23 protein-coding genes are annotated in these 23,997 nt (G+C 42.2%); 12 read left to right on the plus strand and 11 right to left on the minus strand.

Annotated elements, in window-relative coordinates:
* Positions 1-189 precede the first annotated feature (189 nt).
* On the plus strand, positions 190-1,401 hold the full coding sequence (locus tag DESMER_RS07230) for an NADP-dependent isocitrate dehydrogenase (protein WP_014902410.1): 1,212 nt from the start codon (positions 190-192) through the stop codon (positions 1,399-1,401).
* 264 nt (positions 1,402-1,665) lie between these two features.
* Here DESMER_RS07230 and DESMER_RS07235 read toward each other — a convergent pair whose 3' ends face one another.
* A complete protein-coding gene (locus tag DESMER_RS07235; RefSeq protein ID WP_014902411.1) occupies positions 1,666-2,823 on the minus strand; it encodes a UxaA family hydrolase in 1,158 nt (385 codons plus the stop codon).
* Positions 2,824-2,879: 56 nt separating this feature from the next.
* Positions 2,880-3,167: a UxaA family hydrolase gene (locus tag DESMER_RS07240; RefSeq protein WP_014902412.1), complete on the minus strand. Its 288-nt coding sequence runs from the start codon at positions 3,165-3,167 to the stop codon at positions 2,880-2,882.
* A 206-nt stretch (positions 3,168-3,373) separates the two neighbouring features.
* Here DESMER_RS07240 and hprK point away from each other — a divergent pair, with 206 nt between their 5' ends.
* Positions 3,374-4,264, plus strand: coding sequence for an HPr(Ser) kinase/phosphatase (gene hprK, locus DESMER_RS07245; RefSeq protein WP_014902413.1), 891 nt, complete (start codon positions 3,374-3,376; stop codon positions 4,262-4,264).
* 113 nt (positions 4,265-4,377) lie between these two features.
* Here the strand turns inward: hprK and DESMER_RS07250 are convergent, their stop codons facing one another.
* Positions 4,378-5,109 (minus strand): C40 family peptidase, encoded by a 732-nt coding sequence (locus DESMER_RS07250; RefSeq protein ID WP_014902414.1) that lies wholly within the window; start codon positions 5,107-5,109, stop codon positions 4,378-4,380.
* Between the two features lie 384 nt (positions 5,110-5,493).
* Here DESMER_RS07250 and DESMER_RS07255 point away from each other — a divergent pair, with 384 nt between their 5' ends.
* From DESMER_RS07255 to splB, 3 genes are all read left to right on the plus strand, one after another.
* Positions 5,494-5,784 (plus strand): phasin family protein, encoded by a 291-nt coding sequence (locus DESMER_RS07255; RefSeq protein ID WP_014902415.1) that lies wholly within the window; start codon positions 5,494-5,496, stop codon positions 5,782-5,784.
* 126 nt (positions 5,785-5,910) lie between these two features.
* A complete protein-coding gene (locus DESMER_RS07260; protein ID WP_014902416.1) occupies positions 5,911-7,590 on the plus strand; it encodes an ABC1 kinase family protein in 1,680 nt (559 codons plus the stop codon).
* 41 nt (positions 7,591-7,631) lie between these two features.
* Complete coding sequence (gene splB / locus DESMER_RS07265) at positions 7,632-8,675, plus strand: spore photoproduct lyase (RefSeq protein WP_014902417.1); 1,044 nt, start codon at positions 7,632-7,634, stop codon at positions 8,673-8,675.
* Here splB and DESMER_RS07270 read toward each other — a convergent pair.
* The 5 genes from DESMER_RS07270 to DESMER_RS23925 all read right to left on the minus strand — a co-directional run bounded on the left by DESMER_RS07270 (position 8,672) and on the right by DESMER_RS23925 (position 12,249).
* Complete coding sequence (locus DESMER_RS07270) at positions 8,672-9,361, minus strand: LutC/YkgG family protein (RefSeq protein ID WP_014902418.1); 690 nt, start codon at positions 9,359-9,361, stop codon at positions 8,672-8,674. The genes splB and DESMER_RS07270 overlap by 4 nt on opposite strands.
* 5 nt (positions 9,362-9,366) lie before the next feature.
* Positions 9,367-10,782, minus strand: coding sequence for a LutB/LldF family L-lactate oxidation iron-sulfur protein (locus DESMER_RS07275; protein WP_014902419.1), 1,416 nt, complete (start codon positions 10,780-10,782; stop codon positions 9,367-9,369).
* Positions 10,779-11,507, minus strand: a complete 729-nt coding sequence (locus tag DESMER_RS07280) for a (Fe-S)-binding protein (protein WP_014902420.1) — start codon at positions 11,505-11,507, stop codon at positions 10,779-10,781. The genes DESMER_RS07275 and DESMER_RS07280 overlap by 4 nt, the downstream gene beginning before the upstream one ends.
* Positions 11,508-11,713: 206 nt before the next feature.
* Positions 11,714-11,917, minus strand: a complete 204-nt coding sequence (locus DESMER_RS07285; RefSeq protein WP_014902421.1) for a hypothetical protein — start codon at positions 11,915-11,917, stop codon at positions 11,714-11,716.
* Positions 11,918-12,078: 161 nt separating this feature from the next.
* On the minus strand, positions 12,079-12,249 hold the full coding sequence (locus tag DESMER_RS23925; protein WP_169315534.1) for a hypothetical protein: 171 nt from the start codon (positions 12,247-12,249) through the stop codon (positions 12,079-12,081).
* A 271-nt stretch (positions 12,250-12,520) separates the two neighbouring features.
* Between DESMER_RS23925 and DESMER_RS07290 the strand changes: the two genes are divergently transcribed.
* Entirely contained in the window at positions 12,521-12,949 is a 429-nt protein-coding gene (locus tag DESMER_RS07290) for a hypothetical protein (protein ID WP_014902422.1), read from the plus strand.
* A 78-nt stretch (positions 12,950-13,027) separates the two neighbouring features.
* Here the strand turns inward: DESMER_RS07290 and DESMER_RS07295 are convergent, their stop codons facing one another.
* Both DESMER_RS07295 and DESMER_RS07300 read right to left on the minus strand, forming a co-directional pair.
* Positions 13,028-13,789 carry a DUF4367 domain-containing protein gene (locus DESMER_RS07295; RefSeq protein ID WP_014902423.1) on the minus strand — a complete coding sequence of 254 codons (762 nt, stop codon included), beginning with the start codon at positions 13,787-13,789 and terminating at the stop codon, positions 13,028-13,030.
* Positions 13,756-14,316 carry an RNA polymerase sigma factor gene (locus DESMER_RS07300; protein ID WP_014902424.1) on the minus strand — a complete coding sequence of 187 codons (561 nt, stop codon included), beginning with the start codon at positions 14,314-14,316 and terminating at the stop codon, positions 13,756-13,758. The genes DESMER_RS07295 and DESMER_RS07300 overlap by 34 nt, the downstream gene beginning before the upstream one ends.
* 204 nt (positions 14,317-14,520) lie before the next feature.
* On the opposite strand from DESMER_RS07300, the gene DESMER_RS07305 reads away from it, so the two are divergent.
* The 5 genes from DESMER_RS07305 to DESMER_RS07325 all read left to right on the plus strand — a co-directional run bounded on the left by DESMER_RS07305 (position 14,521) and on the right by DESMER_RS07325 (position 22,588).
* A complete protein-coding gene (locus tag DESMER_RS07305) occupies positions 14,521-15,192 on the plus strand; it encodes a hypothetical protein (protein WP_014902425.1) in 672 nt (223 codons plus the stop codon).
* A 931-nt stretch (positions 15,193-16,123) separates the two neighbouring features.
* Positions 16,124-16,723 (plus strand): fatty acid metabolism transcriptional regulator FadR, encoded by a 600-nt coding sequence (fadR, locus tag DESMER_RS07310; protein ID WP_014902427.1) that lies wholly within the window; start codon positions 16,124-16,126, stop codon positions 16,721-16,723.
* A 39-nt stretch (positions 16,724-16,762) separates the two neighbouring features.
* Positions 16,763-19,150, plus strand: a complete 2,388-nt coding sequence (locus DESMER_RS07315; protein ID WP_014902428.1) for a 3-hydroxyacyl-CoA dehydrogenase/enoyl-CoA hydratase family protein — start codon at positions 16,763-16,765, stop codon at positions 19,148-19,150.
* Between the two features lie 12 nt (positions 19,151-19,162).
* Entirely contained in the window at positions 19,163-20,320 is a 1,158-nt protein-coding gene (locus DESMER_RS07320) for a thiolase family protein (RefSeq protein ID WP_014902429.1), read from the plus strand.
* A 495-nt stretch (positions 20,321-20,815) separates the two neighbouring features.
* A complete protein-coding gene (locus DESMER_RS07325) occupies positions 20,816-22,588 on the plus strand; it encodes an acyl-CoA dehydrogenase family protein (RefSeq protein WP_014902430.1) in 1,773 nt (590 codons plus the stop codon).
* Between the two features lie 141 nt (positions 22,589-22,729).
* Here DESMER_RS07325 and DESMER_RS23930 read toward each other — a convergent pair whose 3' ends face one another.
* Positions 22,730-22,894 carry a hypothetical protein gene (locus DESMER_RS23930; protein WP_014902431.1) on the minus strand — a complete coding sequence of 55 codons (165 nt, stop codon included), beginning with the start codon at positions 22,892-22,894 and terminating at the stop codon, positions 22,730-22,732.
* A gap of 158 nt (positions 22,895-23,052) precedes the next feature.
* Between DESMER_RS23930 and DESMER_RS07330 the strand changes: the two genes are divergently transcribed.
* On the plus strand, positions 23,053-23,955 hold the full coding sequence (locus DESMER_RS07330; RefSeq protein WP_014902432.1) for an MBL fold metallo-hydrolase: 903 nt from the start codon (positions 23,053-23,055) through the stop codon (positions 23,953-23,955).
* Positions 23,956-23,997: the final 42 nt, after the last annotated feature.

Genomic DNA, 23,997 nt, shown 5'->3' on the forward strand with positions numbered 1-23,997 from the left:
TTGCTAATGCTAGTTGATAACACTTGCCAATGCTAGGCACTTTTGAGCATATTGTTGTATGCTGTATAACTGCTGCCAAAAGGGGTTTAGGGACAGGAGAAAACCTTTTGATTGTCGAAGTATAAAAACATTGGATTTTAGGATCAGTCCTAGATATTCAAGGAGGTATACTAAGGAGGAAACAGAACCGTGCAGAAAATTCAGATGAAGACCCCGTTAGTTGAAATGGATGGAGATGAGATGACTAGAATCATCTGGAAATCCATTAAAGAAATCTTATTACAACCCTACATTGATTTAAAAACAGAGTACTTTGATCTTGGTTTGCGGAAACGGGATGACACAGAGGATCAAATAACTATTGATTCAGCGAAAGCTACCCAGAAATATGGCGTTGCTGTAAAGTGTGCGACAATTACTCCGAATGCTCAAAGAGTAGAAGAGTATAATCTTAAGGAAATGTGGAAAAGCCCTAATGGCACCATTAGAGCGATTCTTGATGGAACGGTGTTTCGAGCGCCTATTATTGCCGAAGGTATTCGACCATTGGTGCCTACCTGGAAAAAACCTATTATTATTGCACGTCATGCTTATGGAGATGTCTATAGAAATGTAGAGTATAGAGTAAGCGAGCCGGGTAAGGCCGAGCTGGTATTCACCAATGAAAAAGGGGAAGTGTCTCGTCAAACGATTTTTGAATATAAAGATAAGGGTGTTCTCATGGGAATGCACAATCTTGATAGTTCAATCGAAAGCTTTGCCCGCTCCTGTTTTAATTATGCCCTGGATTTGAAGCAGGATTTATGGTTTTCTACTAAAGATACGATTTCAAAGCAGTATGACCACACCTTTAAAGATATTTTTCAAGATATTTATGACCGGGAGTATAAGGAGAAATTTGAAGAGGCCCAGATAGAGTACTTCTATACCCTAATTGATGATGCAGTTGCTCGCGTGATTCGTTCTGAGGGAGGGTACATATGGGCCTGCAAAAACTACGATGGTGATGTCATGTCAGATATGATAGCTACGGCTTTTGGTAGCTTGGCAATGATGACCTCAGTATTAGTTTCCCCGGAGGGAAATTTTGAGTATGAAGCAGCCCATGGCACTGTAACCCGGCATTATTACAAACATCTGAAAGGTGAGGAAACCTCGACAAACTCCATGGCGACGATCTTTGCTTGGTCCGGGGCCTTGAGAAAGCGGGGAGAACTTGACGGCTTGAATGAGCTGGTTGAATTTGCGAATCAATTGGAGGAGGCTTCCTTGAAAACTATTGAATCGGGGATTATGACAAAGGACTTGGCGCTGATCTCCGAACTTCCTAATAAGAAAACAGTCAGTACGGAGCAATTCCTAGTAGAGATTAAGCAGACCTTAGATAGTATTCGCGGTTAATTAAGAGCCAGCTGAGGAAGTAGATACTACTTTCAGCTGGCTTTATTTATTTATCCGATGATTGCCAGCCGTAAGACTCACCTTCTACAAGTACGAAAGCATCCAGTGATGAAACCCGGGTGAGGGTACATAGAACAACTTTAGCGGTGAGGATGAGATACATCTGAAGCTATAAGAACTTGACTTACTTAAAGTACCATTGTAAAAAAGAGCCTAAAGATGTTAGAATATTCTTTAAGTAGGGGGTGATAAAGAGTAACCTGTTTAATAGGTCGGAGCAATCTTGTAAATTCCAAATTCTTTATAGCCTAAGCTCTCCGCTTTGGTTCGGCGTCCATTTGACACAGAAATAATCTCTTCAAATATTCGATTTCCGACTTGCTCAATGGTTTCTTCACCAGAGATAATAGGAGATGCATCTAGGTCAATGTTGTCTTCCATTAGCTCAAATGTCCGTGGATTCGCTGTGATCTTAATAACAGGGGCTATGGGGGAACCGGTGGGAGTTCCTCGGCCTGTGGTAAAGATTACAATGGTAGCGCCTCCGGCTAGCATTCCCGTTATAGATTCAATATCTTGACCGGGGGTGTCCATAACATACAGACCTTTTCCCTTGGGGATTTCTCCGTACTGAAGGACGTCTTGGATGGGAGCATGACCGGCTTTATAGATACAACCTAAGGACTTTTCTTCTATTGAAGTAATACCGCCGGCAATATTGCCCGGTGTAGGTTGACCGTCACGAATGTCGATATTCAAATACTTGGCGCGTTCTTCACAGTCATGGACTATTTTGAATAGCTTTTCCGCAACTTCCGGAGTCTTGGCGCGACGGGCCAGAACATGTTCTGCACCAATAAATTCGGTGGTTTCGGACAGCATGACATTGCCCCCGGCTGCAACTAACAGATCGGCAGCGATTCCTACTGCAGGGTTTGAAGCGAGGCCTGAAGTGAAGTCTGATCCCCCGCATTCAATGGCTAAACTTAACTCACTGATATCAACTTTTGCCGGTTGCTGATGAGAGACTTGACGTACTAATTCACTGGCTTTACGTAAGCCTTCGGCTTCAGCTTTTAAAGTGCCGCCAATTTCCTGGATAATCACCACTTCAATCGGTTTTCCGGAGGCTGCTATTTCTGCGGCGGTTTCCTGTATAGGTATTCCCTCACAGCCTAAGCCAACTACTAAAACTGCTGCGACATTTGGATTCTTGCCAAACCCAACAAGGGTTCGAAGGGTTTGCAGGTGATCTGGGCCTATTTGACAGCAGCCGTGTTGATTGGGAAGGGCAACGGCATCGGGGATTTGGCGGGCGATATTTGCAGCAACGGTGCTTGCACAGACGGATGTAGGGATTATTAAAATATGATTACGTATTCCTACTTTGCCATCGGGACGTCGATAACCTAGAATCTCCATGTATACAGCCTCCTAAGATCAATGATCCTTCACTTCGGAAGTTATCTAACTTTGCTTTACTTATCCTTGCGTCCACGAAGACTTTCCATATTGTGGACGTGAACATGCCGGCCTGGCTGGATTAATTCAGTGGCAGCCCCAATGCTTTCAGCATATTTGATGATATCTTGTCCGGCCTGTATTTCTTGAATAGCAATTTTGTGCCCGAGAGGAATGTCTTCCAGGAGTGTAAGTGCGTGTTCAGTGTGATCAATGAAAAAATGGACAGTTGAATTAGCTGATAAGTCAGCTACAACTGTGGCAACATTATCCTTAGGGTTTATCACTACAGCTTGTTTCTTCAAAGTTCTACCTCCTCTATACGACGGCTTTAAGGGAAAGTAATGAATATGATCTTACCTTAGAATAAGGGCAACAAGGGGGTATTGTAAATAATCAATATCACCAAAAAGAGGCGAGATTTACGGAAATAGTTTATAATAGATGACTATAGTAGCAAACTATAAGAAAAAACAGAGGGACTGCCTCCCTTTAGGAAAGAGGGTTTATATTGCTTACGGTAAACCAGTTAGTGGAAAAATTTAATTTTGAGGTCTTAGCAGGGCATGTGGGATTGGACAAGGAAATTACGGAATATAGCTTGAAACGTCCGAGTGCTGAATTAGCCGGATATTTAGAACACTTGACACCTCAGCGTATTCAAGTATACGGCAGAACTGAATTAGGACTACTTCAGCAATTTGATGATTCAGTACGTCGTTCAAAACTCTCTCAAGTTATGCTTTCGGAAGTACCTTGTGTTATTATTACCCGCGGTTTAACAATTCCACTAGAGTTTATCGAGTTAGCTAGTGAACGGAAGATTCCTCTTTTAACAACTCCTCGCTCTTCAACTCAACTATTTTACCTGCTAATTCGTTACCTAATTAATCAGTTGGCTCCCAGTACCAATGTTCAGGGGGTGTTAGTTGATGTTTATGGAGTAGGATTAATGATCACCGGGGAGAGAGGCATTGGAAAAAGCGAGGCAGCTTTAGAGCTTATAAAGAGAGGCCATTTATTAGTGGCCGCTGATGTCGTCAAAGTTCGCCGAGTGGACGAAGAAAGATTGTTGGGTACTGCTCCTAAACGAATTCGAAATCAGCTTGAAGTGCGGGGCTTAGGAATACTTGATGTAACCACTCTTTTTGGGGCGGGTTCAGTGAGAGAAGAAAAAGTCATTAATTTTATTGTGCATTTAGAAGAATGGCAGCAAGATAAGGATTATGACCGAATTGGACTTGAACCACCTAAAACAAGACAGATTTTAGGAATTTCGGTTCCAGAAATTTTAATCCCTGTGCGACCGGGACGAAACTTAGCTACTCTGATTGAAGTAGCGGTAATTCAAAACTGGAATCATAATTTTAGAGTGCATGTCTCCCCACCGTTAAGGGACTAATAGCAGGGAAATACTTATTACCGTATTACGAAAGCGGGTGTATAACATATTAAAAGTTATACACCCGCTTTAAGATTATTCTGTTGTAAGGTAAGGATAACCTTACTCCAAGATTACAATACTCGTTTTGCTCCGACGTAGGCGGATTGCCAATAGGTTCCCAAAGTATAGATCGTAACCCCTTTAGAACTTGCGGCATTAATAAATTGACCGTTCCCAATATAAATACCCTCATGGTCTACGACTCCGTTTTTAGCCAATGAGAAGAATACTAAATCTCCCGGTTGTAGATTACTATAGGAGACGGAGGTTCCAATTTTATACTGATCCCTAGAAACCCTAGGCAAAGTAATTCCATGCTTAGCAAAAACATATTGGACGAAACCTGAACAGTCAAATCCTGCCGGCGTAGTACCACCATAGACATATTTTACCCCCAGGTATTGTTTGCCGGTTGATATAATGGCACTGGCTTTTGTGGGTTGAGTGGTTGCTTTGGCAGCAGTAGTTTTACTGGTAGTACTGCTGGTACTAGTCGATCTGCTTGTCTGTGGCTGAGCTGTCTTGACTGGAGTACTTGTCGGTGCCGGTGTAGAACTGGAAATTGAAGTAGGGGTATTTGGATTTGGGGTGTTAACAGTTGATTGAGGTTCTGAGGTTGGTTGTTGTTCAGCTGCATTCTTTGGCACTTCTGTTGTCGAGACGGCTATAGTTTGAATTTCTTCTGTATCCATTTTTTCAGTGATTGTTAAAGGTGCGGCTGTGAGAATAGTCACAAACAAAGATGTAGAAAAGATGGGGACTAGAATCAGAGACCACCATTTATTGTTTTTTAAAGTTTTCACACAGTTCATTCCTTCCATTTCAATTTTAATTGATTCGTTTTTGTACAGGACTTTGTATATGGTTACATGGGTGAGAGGGCCGACCGTATTCTTAATTTAGTACTTTGATTCCAACTAAACTGGGTGAAGGGATTAGGCTGACTCACAACCATATGCGCTGACTTAAGTTGTTTCCTTAGTATAACTGATAATTATCAGCTTGTCCTTGGTAGATGTTGGATTATAAGACAATTGAAATGAGTCCATTTAAATATTATTTCAAGAACTAATAAATAAGTTATACCATTTTTGTAAACAATCATTAGTGTAATAAAGATATTAAGAGTTATAATAAAAGGAATAATAATTCAAATAAGGTTCAAAAAGTAAGGAGGAGATGTGGTTGTGAAAGACCTTATCAAAAAGGGCTTGTCCTTGGGTTTAGGACTAGCGGTAGTAAGTAAAGAACAAATTGAAAAGCTAGTAGATGAATTGGTTAAAAAAGGTGAAGTGTCAACTGCTGAATCCAAGGATCTAATCAATGAGCTGTTAGAGAAGGGGGAAGCTGAGCATAAGCAACTGAATGCTCGAATTCATGAGCAATTAGAAAAAGTGCTTAAAGATCTCAATATTCCTAACAAAGCTGATCTGGAGCGTTTGGAAAAGCGAATTCAAGAGCTCGAAAATAAACAGTAATTAGAATCGGTAAAACACCCGGAGAGCGGGACTCAGTTGGGAAAATTTTAGGGCCTGAATAATTCAGGCCCTCTATATATTCTGCACCTATGAATCACGCACTAAGAATAAAGGGGACGAATTCTTATGATTGGGAAAAGAATACGCCATATTAAGCGCTATCGAGATGTTGCTAAGGTCTTAGCTCGCCACGGTTTTGGTTTTTTTGTGGAGGAGATGGGGCTTTTACATATGCTTTCTTTACCTAAGCGACTTTTCACAGACACAGAAGAGATAGATCCGCTGTCAATAGGAGAGAGGATACGCTTAGTTATTGAAGAATTAGGTCCTACATACATAAAAATCGGTCAGATTGCCAGCACCCGAGCTGATATCTTCCCCCAGGAAATACTTTGTGAACTGGAAAAGTTGCAAGAAAATGTCCCGTCCTTCTCCTTCGAGGAAGTAACGACTATTATTGAGGAAGAATTAGGCTCACCTCTATCTGATATCTTCTCATCCTTTGATAAAACAGTAATTGCTGCGGCGTCAATTGGACAGGTACATCGTGCTCGTCTCAGATCTACCGGAGAGCAGGTTGCGGTTAAGGTGCAGCGGCCCCGCATCAAAACAATGATTGAAACTGACCTGGAGATACTTCTTGACCTAGCCACATTGGCAGAACACCGTATGAAACGAATGGAACGTCTTCAACTGCGAGATGTGGTAGAAGAATTTGCTAAGTCATTGCGCAACGAGTTGGATTATTCCATAGAAGGCAGAAATGCGGAGAAGATAGCTAAGCAGTTTAAAAATAATAAAGGTGTTCACATCCCTTCGATTTATTGGGATTATTCCACTCGAAAAGTACTTACCTTGGAATTTGTAGAGGGCTTGAGGCTTAATCAGTTTGAAGCTCTGGAGCAGAATGGGTATGATCATAAAATTTTGGCAGAAAAGCTCGTCCAGGCGCTTTTTCATCAGATTTTAATTGCAGGTTTTTTTCATGCCGACCCTCATCCCGGGAATATATTTCTCCTGAAGGGGGGAGTTATTTCTTTCATTGATTTTGGCATGGTTGGAAGACTTACTTTAGATATGAAACATAATTTTGCTTCCTTAATTATTGCCATGATGCGTCAGAACACAGAAGCTATGATTAAGGCAGTCTTGCGCATCGGCATCGTTCCGGAGGATGTTAATTTACTTTTGCTGAGTAATGATGTGGATGAATTGCGAGAAAAGTATATGGATGTCCCTATGAGTCGGATTAGCCTGGGAGAAGCGATCAGCGATCTTTTTGAGGTTGCCTTTCGCCATCAGATTCGCATTCCTTCGGATTTTACCATGGTTGCCAAATGCCTGCTTATTCTTGAAGGGATTGTGGAAAAGTTAGATCCTCAGCTGAGTATTATGGACATGGCAGAACCTTTTGGGATTCAGCTTTTAAAGGAACGCTACAGGCCAAGTACTATTGCCGGCAGGCTATGGCATAATGTCTCGGATTATGGTGATCTTCTGGTAGAGCTGCCTAAACAAATGAAGGATTTGATGGGGAATCTAGTGCGAGGGCGTATTCGCCTGGAAGTCAGTGTCCCGGAGCTGGATGTTTTTCTGCGAAAATTGGATCGAATTACAAATCAGATTTCGTTTAGTATTGTATTATTGTCCTTTAGCATTGTGATGGCGGGGATTATTGTAGCATCTGCCTTGGGCCAGGAGCCGATTATGTTTTGGCAGATCTCTGTGATTGAGATTGGTGCTGCCATGGCCGGGCTGATGTTACTTTGGCTTTTTGTTTCAATTTTTAAGTCCGGTAAGTTTTAGTTGGGCGCTCTTAGGGTAACCTAAGCCTGAGGTGAAGAAAAATGTCGCTAGAATTCAGACCTACCCGGGTCTTTTACGAGCCAAGTGCCCTGGATTATCCCCTAGGAAAATCCTTAGTAGAACAGTTTCGGAGCCAAGGAGTGCCGATCAAACCTACTTCCTCTCATAATCGTATAACCGGAATTCCCGGGGATACTCCTGCTGCCCAATATGGCGAGGCCAAGAGGACATTAGTGATCGGCGTCCGTCGCAGCGAGAAGTTTCAATCCTGTAAACCCTCTGCTCATTATCAACTGCCTCTGGTCACCAGCTGTCCTGGTATGTGTGAATACTGCTATCTGGCTACTACCCTAGGGAAAAAGCCTTATATCAGAGTCTATGTGAATTTAGAAGAGATTTTAGATATTGCCGCCAAACTGATAGAGGAGCGACTTCCGGAGATTACTCAGTTTGAAGGAGCGGCAACCTCTGATCCGGTTCCGGTGGAGCGTTATACCGGGTCTTTAAAGCGAGCCATTGAATTCTTCGGACGGGAGACTAACGGACGTTTTCGCTTTGTCACAAAGTACACAGATATTCAAAGCTTGCTTGATGCTAAACATGAAGGACATACCCGCTTTCGCTTTAGTTTGAATTGTGATGAGGTTGTGGAGAAGTATGAACACGGAACTCCTGCTCCGGAGCAGCGGATTATTGCCGCGGGTAAAGTTTTAAAAGCTGACTATCCCTTAGGCTTTATTATCGCTCCGATTTTCCGATTTCCGGGCTGGCAGGAAGCGTATCAAAAGCTTATGGAACGGTCAGCTGAAGAACTGGTAAAAAGGGCTCCCTCCGGTTGGTCTGCTCAACAATTATCCCTGGAATTTATCTCTCATCGCTTTACTGCGAGGGCTAAGACAAATATCTTAGATATCTTCCCGAAATCATCCTTACCTATGAACGAGGAAGAACGCAAGTTTAAATATGGTCAGTTTGGTTACGGAAAGTATCTCTATCAACCGGAAGAAATGATCGAGATGAAAGAGTTTTTTCTGGAGCAGGTTAAGAACTACTTCCCCTTAGCTCAAGTTGAGTATTTCGTCTAATGGTCGATAACTATGACATAGACTTCAATCGGTCCGTGTACGCCAATGGATAGATCCATCTCAATATCCGAGGTGCGGCTGGGGCCTGAGATCATTTCAATAGCAGCGGGTGGACTTCCTAAAGCGGCAACCTCTTCAAGGACATTGAAGAGGTTGTCCTGTATCTTGGTACTTTCGATGAAGGAAAGATGCCTGGGGGGAAGCAAACTTATGGCCCGGCCTCTGAAAGGATCACTTTTCACTACAACTGTGCCGGAAAGTGAGATTCCCCAATCAGAACCGGTAATTCCAAGTTCGGCATTGGCTGCGATGGAGTAGCGGTGGTGAGGATCAAAGGCTGATTGACTATAACGAGTAAGAGGCCAATTCAAGGAAGAAAAGGCTGACTCAGCGACGGTGGGGAGTGTATCCCAGGCCAGTAGAGCTTGAGAATTCTCCTTAAACCAAGCAATCGGCTGCTCACCGAACCATTCTTTGAGACACTGAAGAGTTTCGTCGGCAGATCTAACGATGGCTCCTTTACCTCCAAGGGCTTGCCAATTCTGCATAAAAATTGAGACTCGTTCTGCTGTGTTGGATAACCGATACTGAGGTACAGAGAGTTCAACTTGCGGAGGAGGCTCAGTAGGGGTAGGCCGCCCCAGTTTTGCTGCCAAGTTACTGATAAAATCACTGGTATTGCTCATTGCGTTCACCTCTTATTCTTTAAATCAGCCCATAGTTGCATAAAGGGTTTAGGTGCCACCATTGGCAGAGTGCGGCTATTGGTCCAGTTGGAAAGTGGCGGCGGGCCGCCGGTAATTCTCTGATTTCGGACAAAGGGCCACTGCAGACGCGCGCCCAGCCGAAGTGCTCGGCGCAGGGTTTTCTCACGAGTGAAGAAATAACGATAAGCTTTAAAAATCTGGCGCTCAACTTGAGGAGTGTGACCGCTCTGGGTTTTGCGCATTCTTAGCTTGACTAAGAGATCGTGGAGAGGGATGCGGACGGGACAGGCTTCTGAACAAGCTCCGCATAAGGAAGAGAAATAGGGCAGATGCCCCCACTTTTTCCAGTCTTTCTCCAATAAAGGCGTGATCACTGAGCCAATTGGCCCGGAATAGACAGAACCATAAGCATGTCCGCCAAGTTGCCGATAGACTGGGCATACATTGAAGCATGCTCCGCAGCGTATACAGTTTAAGGATGAGCGGAAGAGTTTATCCCCCAAAATCTCGGAACGGTTATGATCCAGAATTACCAGGTGATATTCTTCTGGGCCGTCTGGGTCTGCTTTATCCTTGGGGGGAGTAAGGATGGTTGTATAACTTGAGAGACGCTGTCCTGTGGCACTGCGAGCAAGTAGATTAAGTAAGATGTCTAACTCCCGAAAGGAAGGTACGATACGCTCCATGCCCATGAGGGTAATCTGAACTCGGGGAAGAGTACTGACCATTCTCCCATTTCCTTCGTTAGTCACCATCACAATGCTCCCTGTACTGGCTACGGCAAAGTTACAGCCGGTGATTCCAATATCTCCCCGGAGAAACTTTTCCCTCATTTGGGTGCGTACGAATCGAGTGAGGGTAGGGGTGTCAGAGCTTAAGGCATGACCGGCGATAGGCTCGAATAAATCAGCAACTTGTTGGCGGGTTTTATGCATTGCCGGCACAATGATATGGGAAGGGGGTTCGCTGGCAATTTGGATGATGTACTCTCCTAAATCTGTTTCGACAACCTCCACACCATCCTCCTCTAAAGCATGATTAAGGTGGATTTCTTCAGAGATCATGGATTTTGATTTGAGGACATTTTTGGCATTATGCTCACGAACTATCTTACGTACCACGGCCACAGCGTCTGCCGGAGTTTTCGCCAGATGCACATGAACTCCTCGTTTTTCCATTTGTTCGATGAGTTGATTCAAATAATAATCGAGATTAGAGATGACATTTTTGCGAATTGCTTCACCCGCTGCCCGCCATTCTTCCCAATTTCCCAGTTCGTCAGCTGCCTTATACTTATTGTTTCTTAAACGATCAGTGGCCCGGCGAGTGGCTTGTCGTAAAAAGCTATTGGCGAGGGCCTTATCCACCCTTTCATCGGTGGTTTGGTTGTACATGGTCATGATTTCATCCCCTCCCCGAGTAACTGAATGATGTGCATAGTCTTGACGGGCTTGTTAATCTTCTCCAAGTAACCGGAAATATTCATTAGACAGCCCATGTCAAGCCCCAGGAGAATATCTGCTCCGGAATCCAGAACATGCTGTGCCTTTTCAGCAACCATTGCCTCTGAGATCTTGGGCATTTTAACGGAGAAAGTACCTCCAAACCCGCAGCAAAGCCGGGCTTCAGGTAACGGGAGCAGTTCTAGCCCTTTTACGTGTTGAAGCAATTTTAGAGGCGCCTCTCCAATTCCTAAGAGCCTTGTGGCATGGCAAGAGGGATGGTAAGTGGCTTTAGCTTTGTAGTGTGCTCCCAGATCCGGTTTCTTCAAGACATCGACAACAAACTGGGTGAATTCATAACTTTTATGGATCAGGTCTTCCACCTTTTTAAGGTAAGCAGGTTCGTTCTCAAATAAAGTAGGGTAATAGTGATGAATCATGGCGATACAGGAACCGCTGGGGCCTACTACTACTTCGCTGCGTTCAAAAGAATCGATCAGAGTTCGGGCAACCTCTCGGGCATCATCAACATAGCCCGAATTAAAAGCTATTTGTCCGCAACAGACTTGTCCTTCAGGTACGTCAACGGTATGGCCTAAATGTTTTAGTATTTTGGCCATTGTTAGATCCACATCAGGGTACAAGGCATTCGTAAGGCAGGTTGCAAAAAGTGAAACCTTCATAAACACCATCCTTTTGGAAATGCAAGAATCCTTGCTTAGTTGTCTTAGTATTTCCTAATAAATTGGATTTTGATGCGGGTTAATAGATATATAGGGAAGTGGCTAATTACTTGTCTTTAAAGTGCTTTTGAATGGCCCCCTACTTGTTTATCAAGTTTAGTGGCTTGAGCTGAATGAGTTCTCTCAGGATTAGCTTCTATGGGGTTTTAGACTCTCTTGTCAGATAGTTGCAGGAGCTTAATCAGTTCGTCCATCTTCTGTAAGACTTCTTTATCATTGAGCGCTTTACGCTTGAGAAACTGACTGGCTTTCACCATCATGTAAACAATGAATCCAACGAAAACAAAACTTCCCAGGGAGAAAATTAGGAATAATAATAACTGATAATCAATTATGATGTGGTCGCCCATTATTTGTACCTCATTCATCTCAGTTCAGATTAACTGTGGATTAGTATCTCACTCTAGTCGATAATCATGAATAGTTTCCAATCTTCCTAACTAAAAGGGATCGTCGCTAACCACTTTAAAGTAGCTAGGCGACAATCCCTTTTGGTCGTAAGAAACAGCTCTTAGCCGAGAATCGGCACATTGGGTTCATCATACCAAATCGAGAGAACAGTGGACGCTCCGGTGCTCTGGGTAATATTAAGCACCTTGATCCAATTATTATTCTCTAACCATTGGTTGACTTCCTTTTCTAAGAGACGAGAATCCGGGGAACTGAAAATCCTTACTTTCAACCTATTCATCCTTTCACTGGCTAGTGTTAAAAAGATCGCAGATCACTCTTCGGGGTTTATATAGTAATCATACGACAGCATAAATGTTTGTCAAGAATCAAGAACCGACAGACGCCATTCTTAAAAATACCCTTGTTTCTGCAATAGACCATATTGTCAGAAAAATATTGTGCAGTGATTAAAAATAAAAAGCTTAAAGATTTAATTACTTGTAACCTTTTACCCTCCTTTTATACTCTATATTTTAGAATAATGAAAGGGGCAATATACAATGAAAAAACTTATACCTGTACTTTTAACTATCTTTATGGCACTTGGGTGCCAAGTTGCGCTAGGGGCTGTGGTAAGTACGGAAAGCGCAAGTGGCATAGTAAAACCAGCAGCCTACGAAACCATTTCAGGAGGACAATGTAAAATAGTTAATAACGGCAATGGTACAATAAACATATCGGGATCAACTTCAACCTACAATCCAGTTAAGCAAATAGGGTTAAAGTTAAACTTACAATATTTATCTAGCGGCACATGGCGTACAGTTGATAGCTATAGTTACTCTAAATCCAATTCATCTTTTATATCTGGTGGGGAGCAATTAAGTGTATCAAGTGGGTATTATAGGGTATATGCACAACATACTTCGTTAACCGGCACCATGAGTGAAAGTGGTCAATCCTACTCAGAAGCACTATATATTCAATAGTTGTTCAATCACTACTAAATCTATGAACTAAAAGCAATCTCCCTACCTCAAACCACGGTTGAATAAACCGTGGTATTTCTATTTGATAGAATTTCCGATTTTTATTATTTCTTCTTCTGCTATTTCTCCTGTAATTTGTAGCAAAAGACCTCGTATTTGCCAATTCAATGTATTGAGTCCGTTCTTACTTGCAAATAACATAGCCGGGCTACCATTAACTATTAAATCTTTTGTAACCGTATCGTCCGTATCATATAAAGATCCACGTGAAGTTCCATTAGCACTATTTTGTTGTCTTAAAACAATTACTTTATCACTAAAATTATATTCAATAGAAATCTCATAAACGTCTGCACCTAGCGATGTAAGTGTAACTCGTCCAACATTAGTTTCAGTGGGGAGATAGCTAGGAATAGCTAACTTAAATGGAACCTCAGCCTGAGCTTGATCTAGAGTAACTTCTTTTTCTATATTAGAACCTAGATTCTTTATCTTTGGCATATCTGGATCGTTTACCTGTTTGTAAGTTTCAGTTTGATTTTGCGTTGTTTTTCCAACGATATAGGCAAAAAACTCACCTATCTTCCCACCTAAAGCATTTGCATTATGTGGGTATAGGAAGTTGATTGAACCGATTGAAATGAGGATTGTTGCCGCAACAACAATTCTTTTTCGATTTGAGAAAGGTTTTGCTGTTGTTGGGATACTTTCTGTTTCTAATATCTGCTGCTTTATCTTCTGCCACTGATCATCTATATTTGGAACTTCAATAGCGGCATCTAACTCTTTTGATAAATGACTTTTAATTATTCGCTCAAGTTCTTTTTCTGATAAGGCCATTGAAGATCCACCTCCTGATTTTGATTAATTTCTTGATTTATTAGTTTTCTAAATGCATCCTTTGCCCTATGTAATCTTACTTTGGTATTCGATAGGTTAATGCCTAATAAGTCGGATATTTGCTGCAAGGTTAAGTCAGCATAGTACTTTAGGACTAAGAATTGATTATCATGATGCTTTAATTTAGTTAAAGTATTATTTACATCTTCTTTAAGAATAATATCGTCTTCTTCACTATATAAAAGAGGTTCTATATGAAAATCTGTTATTGATGTGATCTTTTTATTATTTTTATTCTTTAAAATATGTTTTGCCTCATTCAGGGCAATTGAAGTAACCCATGATGCAAATTTATCCTTAGAATTTAGTTGATTTAGTTTACTATAGGCTATTGCAAACGCCTGCTGAACCGCATCTTCTGATACATATTTATCTTTGGTATAGAAGTATATAGTTTTGTATACTTTTTCATAATTTTGCTTAACTAGAATTTCAAACATATCCATTTTTTCCTGATATAACTCCATTATTTTACTCACCTTCTTATACAGATAATTCGAGGCCTCGTTACAAAAACCTGCCTGAACAAAAAAAATGAAATATGGTGTAACCTTTTACCCTGTTCTAGATCTCTATATAGTGAATGGGGACAAATTTATTGAAAGGAGGATCAATAAAATAGCAATGTTTAAAAGCTCTCTGTTCAAAAATTTTAGGGGAGGTTTATTATTATGAAAAAGCTAATCTCAGTTGTTTTAACACTTGTTCTTATGCTGTCATTTACTACAAGTGTTTTTGCCTCAGAATCAAAAATTACGAAAAAAAATGGGTTTGAAATGGAAACTATTGATGACACCAAAGAACACCAAAAAATAAAATTCACTAACTTAGAAACTGGTGAAGTAGAATATGTTGAATCAATTTTAGAAAATGGTAAATACGTATACTTCTCTACTAATGATGAAGGTAAACAAAAAATAGAATCTGTAAATGGAACAATCAAAATAACCGACCAAGAAACAAAAGAGGTTAAATATTTAAAACCTATTAAAAGTACTATTAAGGATGATATAAAAGTTGAAGATGCATCTTCACTTGCTGCGGCATGGTGGGAACAAGTTAATATGTATCGTAGTAGCTATGCGATAGATACTGCTAAGTTATCTTTAGTTGCAGGTATACTTGCAAGCATTTATGGAGGCCCAGTAACAGGAGTAATTACCAGTATTGCGTCTTATTTGATTTCAATAAATGCGCCAAATGTATGGTATATAGTTCGCCAATACCAGGATCAATATGATTTAAACCATTGGATGGATGAAACATACTATTACGCAGACCCAAATTACTCCAATTTCAGAGGTGTAGAAGACCGCATCTATTATACTGATTACAATTATTAAAAATTACAAAATAGAGAAGGAGCGACCATAATTGGACGCTTCTTCTTAAATATTTATTGAGATAGGCAAAAACACTTAACTAATTGAATCATAAACTGATATTATTGGAACATGAACCGAAAAATAAGATAATAGAAACATAACGCAAACTTGATTTTGAAGATTTAATCATGCATCCTATTTGTTGTTATGGGAGGGATATCAATATGATAAGAACCAAAATCTTTGAGTGGCTGGGTTTTTTAATAATTATCTTTTCAGTATTAGCTTATAATTTATTACGATCTAAAGGTTATTCCCAGACTTTTTGGTTTAACATTTCTATCGCTATCGGCGCAACTATCTCTTTTATTTCCTTTTTTATAAGAAAAAGTAGAAAATAATAAATTCATCTATAGATTCAAACAAATTATTTAGGTCGTAGCTCGACTAATCCAGTAGAATGAGTAGCAGACTAGGCCTAGGTTCAACGAAGCTGTCACCAGGGGCAAAGTAGATGAATAGTATTAGCTGATTTTCAGGTTGTAGTTCCTGGGCGTTAAAAGTCACTATATTTCATATACACTTCTGATAAGGAAGAGATTTGACAAAAGCATTGGTTGTTGCATCCCTGCGGATACAATTTCCAGTGCTTTTATTCTAGGCTTACGGAAAAGTATATGTAATCTGAAATCTTTGGAATGAGTATTTTGCGAGTGCCTAACTATGTAACGCACTACTGTGATAACTTTAATTGATTAAAATGGCACTGGTTTTTATATCTGGTTCAGAATCCCTTTTTTATAGCAGCTACAAGATCTGATTTGAAAAAAATTTGTACAAGGTTCTGAAAAATCTATTTATTTTTTTAGGAGGCTATGATATGATAGTCTCACTGAATGGTGATTCATTCATTTCCATTACAAATAGTAAGAGGTGAGGTGCAGGTCCTATGGACGCGCAGCGCGAGGGTAAGTTTCAAAGGATTCTCGATGCTGCCATTGAAGCTTTTGCAGAATCCGGCTTTCACCATTGTCAGGTAAACAAGATAGCCCGCTTAGCAGGAGTCGCCGATGGTACGATCTACTTATACTTCAAAAGTAAAGAAGATGTTCTGATTCGAGTTTTTCAGGAACGCATGGGGGATTTCATTGCCGGTGTAAGCCGGGAACTCTCCCAGTGTAAGACGACGGAAGCGCGCTTAAGGACAATTGTTAAAACCCATTTTACTTATATGGAGCAGAACAGATCAGTTGCAATCGTGACCCAACTTGAGCTTAGGCAATCCGATCCGCGGGTGCGGCTACCCATTAATAGTACTGTATCAGATTATTTCAACCTTATTGAGGGGGTGATCCAGCAAGGGATACAGAGTGGAGAGGTTCCTAAAATCGATACACGCGTAGCTCGTCAAATGATCTTCGGATCCTTAGATGAGGCCACAACCGATTGGGTTATGGCTCGAAGTCCACGGACTTTAACCAGTGGTATAGAGCCAATGCTAGCTTTATTTGAGGGTGCACTTCAGGTAAGAAAAAGTGAGACCAAATAGAAAGAAGTGCTGTTGAACCGAAACGAGAGGAGGATGGAAATGCAGATTCATAAAGTAGCGGTAATAGGATCAGGGGTGATGGGAAGCACCATCGCAGCGCACTTGGCCAATGCCGGAATCCCGAGCCTGTTGTTGGATATTGTTCCTTCCAAACTATCGGCTAAAGAAGAAGCAGCCGGATTGACATTGGAGGATCCCAAGGTACGAAATAGTATCGCAGAAGGTAATAAGACAAAGTTATTAAAAATGAATCCCGCTCCACTATTAGTCCCAGAATTTGCAGAACGCATTGAAGTTGGTAACCTAAGTGACGATTTAGGTCTCTTGAGCGAAGTAGATTGGGTGATCGAGGTTGTCGTTGAACGTTTAGATATTAAGGTGGATTTATTCAAGAAAATTGCTGCTATTGTACGCCCGGGAACAATCGTAAGTTCAAATACTTCGGGAATTTCGTTACAAGCTATGGTGAGTGATTTGCCCGAAAGCTTTACTCGCTATTTCTTAGGCACCCATTTCTTTAACCCACCCCGTTATATGAAACTCTTAGAAATCATTCCCGGACCTAATACAGATCCGGAAATAATGACCTTTATTTCCGAGTTCGGAGAAAGGGTTCTAGGCAAGGGAGTTGTCGTAGCAAAAGATACTCCGAATTTTATTGCCAATCGTATTGGTGTTTTTGGTCTCGCTGTTACGCTTCAGGAAATGCTGCGGTCCGGCTTATCCGTGGATGAAGTTGATGCTCTCACTGGCCCTGTAATGGGACGTCCAAAGAGTGCTTCTTTTAGAACAGTTGACCTCGTCGGCTTAGATACTTTTATCCATACTGCTAACACCGTAGCAGTTGGGGTGCCAGCCGAAAAAGATAATTTCACCTTACCGGAATTTATGCAAACAATGCTGGCCAATGGTTGGCTTGGAGATAAAACTAAACAAGGATTTTACAAAAAGTCTAAAGGACCTCAAGGTAAAGTGGTTGAAGTCCTTGATCCCCATACCATGACCTATGTTCCCAAGAAAAGTGTTAAATTTGCTTCTTTAGAAAAAGCCAAAGCTGCAGGTGGTTTAACGGAAAAGATTCGTACCTTAGTGAATGGCAAAGATGCAGGAGCAGAGTTCGCTTGGAATGTCTTAAAGCCGGTTCTGCTTTACGCAGCAACCATCTCCAATGACATTGCGGATAATATTTCCGGAATCGACGAAGGCATGCGCTGGGGCTTTAATTGGCAAATGGGTCCTTTTGAAATCTGGGATGCCTTGGGAGTCAAAACAATTGCTGATCGCGTAATTGCCGAAGGTGGAACCTTGCCGCCTCTGGTAGAAGAGTTGCTGGCAAAAGGGAATGAACGTTTCTATCAAAAGAGTGAATCCGGAGAAGTCTCCTATTTCCAAGCTGGAGAGTATCACAAAAAAGCCTCAAGTCCTTATGCGATTTCTCTGAAGCAAGCACATAAAGATGGCAAGAAAATCTTAGGCAATGCCGGAGCAAGCCTGATTGACTTGGGAGATGGGGTAGTTTGCTTAGAATTCCACTCTCCCAGCAATTCCATAGGTGCGGATATTTTGACCATGATTCATAAGTCATTAGAAGAAGTCGATAAAAACTATTTGGGCATGGTTATCGGGAATCAAGGCAAGAATTTCTGCGTAGGTGCTAACCTGATGCAGATTCTGCTGGAGGCAGAAGAAGAGAACTGGGATGATCTCGATTACATGGTTCGTCAATTCCAGAACGGCACCATGGCTTTGAAATATGCTAAAAAACCTGTCGTAGCAGCTCCCTTTGGCATGACCCTGGGCGGAGGATGTGAAGTTTGCCTGCATTCTCATGCTATTCAAGCTTCATCTGAAACTTACATGGGCTTAGTTGAAGTTGGGGTTGGCTTAATCCCTGGCGGCGGCGGAACTAAGGAAATGGCTATACGAGCTATGGAAGGTATTCTTCCAGGAATCCAGGTAGCCCCGGATTATTTCTTTGCCAAACGATTTGAAATAGTGGCTATGGCTCAGGTTTCTAACAGTGCAGAAAAGGCTCGTCAGCTTGGTTTCTTACGGGCGGATGATCGTTACAGCATGAATCCTGACCATGTCATCTTGGATGCCAAGGCCAGAGTCATTGACTTAGCCCGCAGCTTCAGACCTAATTTGCCCAAGAAATATAAAGTTGGTGGGCCCGGAGTTCGAGCAACTTTAGAATTGGCTTTGTATGGAATGCGTGAGGGAAATTATATCTCGGAATATGATCAGCACATTGGTAAGAAAGTAGCTTATGCTATAACCGGCGGAGACCGTCCGGCGGGAATGCTCGTAGATGAGCAATATCTCTTAGATATTGAACGTGAAGCCTTTATGAGTTTAGTAGGCGAACCGAAAACCCAGGATCGTATCCGCCATATGCTCGCCAAAGGCAAGCCGTTACGGAATTAGGGGGGGAAAAGCATGCAAGAAGCCTTTATTATCCAGTCTAAGCGGACGGCTATCGGCAAATCAGGCAAAGGTGGCTTGGCTCAGGTACGTCCGGATGACTTAGGTGCTTATGTTATACAGGATATTCTTAAAAGAGTTCCATCATTTAATCCTGCAGAAATTGATGATTGCGTTATAGGCTGCTCATTTCCTGAGGCAGAGCAGGGAATGAATATGGCCCGAATCATGACACTGCGCGCCGGCCTCCCGATTGACGTGGCTGGAGTAACTATCAATCGTTTTTGCTCTTCCGGATTGCAGGCAATTTCCATGGCCGCCGATCGGATTCGCTTAGGCGAGGCAGATGCGATGATCGCCGGAGGAGCGGAAAGCATGTCGATGGTTCCAATGGGTGGGGCTAAACCGGCACCGAACCCCTACTTGGTTCAGCATGCTCCGCAGGCCTATGTTTCAATGGGCATCACCGCTGAGAATGTGGCTATGAAATATGAGATAACTCGTGAGCAACAAGATACCTTTGCTGCTTCAAGTCATCAAAAAGCTTGGGCAGCACAAAGCAGCGGGCGTTTTGAGGATGAGATAGTACCCATTCCGCTTCCCATGTATGGAAAACCCGGTGAAAAGTGGTTCGCAAAAGATGAAGGAATTCGTCCGGAGACCACTCCGGAGTCCCTTGCTAAATTAAGAACAGCCTTTAAAGCAGGAGGTACGGTTACGGCTGGGAACTCGTCTCAGACCAGTGATGGTGCTGCAATGACTCTGCTTATGTCAGAACAAAAAGTTAAGGCCCTTGATCTAAAACCTGTTGCTGTTTGGCGAGGCTATGCAGTTGCCGGCGTCGAACCGGAATTGATGGGTATCGGTCCAATCAAGGCAATTCCTAAAGTTTTAAAGCAAGTGGGATTAACCCTGGATCAAATCGATTTATTTGAGCTTAATGAGGCTTTTGCTTCTCAATCCCTGGCGATCCTAAAAACTCTGGAGATAGATCCAGCAAAAGTGAATGTTAATGGTGGAGCTATTGCTTTCGGACACCCACTGGGTTGTACCGGTGCTAAGCTTACAGCAACACTCTTAAGTGAAATGACTAAGCGGAAGTTGAAGTATGGCATGGTGACAATGTGTATCGGCGGCGGTATGGGGGCAGCTGGGATTTTCGAGCTGCTATAGGGTCTGTGAAAGTAAGGGGCAAATTGGGGTCTTGTGAAAGTAAGGGTCAAATTGCCCTGTTTACACACGTTACGTTCACTGGCTCGTTGGATGCTGAAGGAATTGCGCCAACCTCTGGGTCGCTCAAGGGAGTGAACCTGGGCGCAATTGGGCCTTCAGCATCGGCACTCGCTTTAGCGTGAACTTCACTAAAGTGTTCACTGTGCAATTGGCCCCTTAGTTTCTGGCGACGGGGCTGGGAACGGGGGAGTGTGAAAGTATGGGGCAAATTGCCCTGTTCACGGGCGAGTGGGCTGGGAACCTGGGAAGGACGGTCTGGCTACTTCCGGGAGTTGGGAGCAGGTAAAGTGAAGTCTATTTTTATTAAAGTTTGAAGATAAGATACGTGGTGCGAAGGCGGGAAATTCAGGTTAAATGTTTTGACGTTTAAACTAAACGTCTCTATTCGAACCTCGAGACTCGAACTTCGTACCTCGATTAAGAGGAGGATGTTATATGGAATTAGCATTGCGCGGAGGCGGATTTTTACTGACTGAAGTCGCTCCTGATCAAATATTTGTACGTGAGGAGATCAACGAAGACCATAAGCAGCTGAAGAGAATGGCCCATAATTTTATGACCAAAGAAGTTGCTCCTAAGATTGAGGAGATGGAGGAGCAAAAAGATGGTGTTGTTCGAGAGTTTATGCGTCAAGCAGGGGAATTGGGATTACTGGGGTTAGAAATTCCGGAGGAATTTGAAGGATTATCCATGGATAAATATGCGACGGTAGTAGTTGGCGAAGAGGTTCCTCGTGGAGGGTCCTTTGCCGTTGCTTATGCCGCTCACACGGGAATCGGAACTTTACCAATCGTTTATTTTGGTACACCTGAGCAAAAGGCAAAATATCTTCCCGGGCTTGCTAATGGTTCAAAGGTTGCTGCCTATTGTTTGACTGAACCTGGTTCAGGATCGGATGCCCTGGGTGCCAAAGCTACAGCTGTTCTTAATCCAGAGGGAACCCACTATATACTTAACGGTACCAAACAATTTATTACTAATGCCGGGTTTGCAGATGTATTCTTGGTCTACGCTAAAGTAGATGGAAAAATGACAAACTTCATTGTAGAACGTGACTATCCTGGTTTTTCTCTGGGACCTGAAGAGCAAAAAATGGGTATTAAAGGATCTTCAACCCGTCAAGTCATCTTAGAAGATGTCATGGTTCCTGTGGAAAATGTCGTTGGTGAACTCGGACGTGGTCACGTCGTAGCTTTCAATATCTTGAATGTTGGCCGCTTTAAGCTGGCTGCCGGTGCCATCGGAAGTGTCCAAGTCGTTTTAGAGACTGCTTTAAAATATGCTTCTGAGCGTAAACAATTTGGCGTAGCACTTAATACTTTTGGAGCAATTCAGAACAAGATTGCTGAAATTGCTACTCGGGCATATATGGCAGAAAGTGTTGTTTACAGAACAGCCGGTTTGATGGAGAGCGGATTCCATGATCTTGATCTGACAGGTGACTGCCGCAAGGAAGCCGGTAAGGCCTTAGAAGAGTACGCTATCGAGTGCTCTTTGAACAAGGTCTATGCCTCTGAAGTGCTGGATTTTGCAGTAGACGAAGGGGTTCAGATTCATGGTGGATACGGTTTTATTAAGGAATATCCCATTGAACGTATGTATCGTGATTCTCGTATTAATCGCCTATTTGAAGGAACTAATGAAATCAACCGCCTGCTTGTCCCGGGCACACTTTTGAAAAGGGCTATGACCGGTGAACTACCTTTGCTCCAAGCAGCTCAAGCTGTTAGCAGAGATTTGGTTTCTGTCGGAATGGGCGGAAATGCAGAAGGCTTAGAAGCACTCAACCAAATGACTCAGAAAGCAAAGAAACTTTGCTTAATGGCTGCAGGATTAGCAGCACAAAACTTAGGTATGGCTTTAAAAGACAATCAGTTTGTCTTAACGGGAATGGCAGAGATGGTCAACCAAGTCTACGCTATGGAAAGTGCCGTTCTGCGTGCTCAGAAAGTCCAAACTCTTGATGTTTCCGCTGAGCACAAAGTATTTGTCGAGAAGGCCGCTACTTTAGGAGCCTATGCTGCCTTTAATATTCTTGAGATTCAAGCGAAAGAAGTTCTGTGTGCCGTGGAGAAGGGAGATTCTCTGAGCACAGTCTTGGCCGGAATGCGTAAGCTTGTTAAACGGCCGAACGTTGATATGATTGGCATGCGCCAGGAGATTGCTAAATATATTATTGAAAAAGAGGGCTACCCTGTTAACTACTAATTTTCAAAATGTAGTTAAACTTTAAAGAGTACTCACACTTTTAAGAAAGAAGTGGGAGTACTCTCGGGTGTTGTTCCAACACAAAAGGCCATAGTCTGTAGGACATGGCCTTTTAATGTAAATATTTTGTTTTTGATTTGTTCAGTTGGTATAGGGCTCAATAGTTTCCTCAGTACATTTATCACAAAGGACGGAGATTGTCTCGCCCTTTTCCTCACCCTGATAAAATAAGGTTTTGTGACACCGCTCGCAGACTACCCGATACTGAATAGGACTTTCTTGTAGGGAAGTTAGAGTTGTATTCATTGATTAAAATCCTCCTAATAGTTCTTCGTTTTTTTTAAAACTTGGATAGCGCCTGAATACACTTAGATTATGAATCCTTTACTGCTTACTTATTCAATTGTACTCCATTATTAAATCAATAACAATGAATGTTCATTCATTTCCGGAGGTTTTTTGTTATGATCAATATTAAAGAAGTAGCTGATAATGTGTTTATGTTGAAAATTCCCGTTCCGATCAATGTGGATGCAGTTAACTTGTATTTATTTGCCGGAGAAATTCCTACATTATTGGATGCCGGAACTAATACTCCCGAGGTTCTTGAAGCGGTTCATGCAGGAATGAAGAAGGTTGGGATAAAGAAGCTAGAACAAGTCCTGATTTCCCATTGGCATGTTGATCATGCCGGAGCAGCAAACTCCTTGGCCCAGGAAGGAGCAAGCGTATTTGCCGGTGCACGAGATTACCAAGAGTGGACTAGTTTTGTTCAGGGGGAGGCCTTTACCCGACTTAATCAATGGGCAACTCGAGAGTGGGGAGTGCCGGAAAACGTGATTCCAGGAATGCTTAAGATATCTAAAAGATTACAAACCTTTACAGCCTTGCCCGATCAGGTAAATTTGCTCGAACCCTATCAAACAATTCAGGCTGGAGATAGTCTCTTGCAGGTGATACCTACACCAGGTCATACAGCAGGACATCTTTCATTCTACGCAGCTAAGGACTCTGTTTTATTTTCTGGGGATATGCTTCTACCCGATGAGATTCCCTACCCAGGAATATGGGAACAAGAAGGGATTGTAGTAAGCGGGATGCCTAGTTATCTGGAAAGCCTTAATAGGATAGAAAATTTACCAAGTAGGGTATATTTGCCGGGACATGGTATACCCAGCAATAACTTGAAAGCACGTTGTCAAGAAATTAGAGGCAAATTGAATAAGCAAATGCTTAGACATAGCCCAGCTGAGTCTGTATATGCAAGTGCTTCAAGTCTGGGTGGTGAAGCAATACATCCTGGTTTACTTTTCATACAATTGCATTATGTCTATGGTTGGGAGCAACTTAAGAAAAAGGTGGGCTAATGTAGCGGGCGACAAGACAAAAATGTAGAAGTTCTTATCCGT

It is taken from the genome of Desulfosporosinus meridiei DSM 13257 (assembly GCF_000231385.2).
Classification (GTDB): Bacteria; Bacillota; Desulfitobacteriia; order Desulfitobacteriales; family Desulfitobacteriaceae; genus Desulfosporosinus; species Desulfosporosinus meridiei.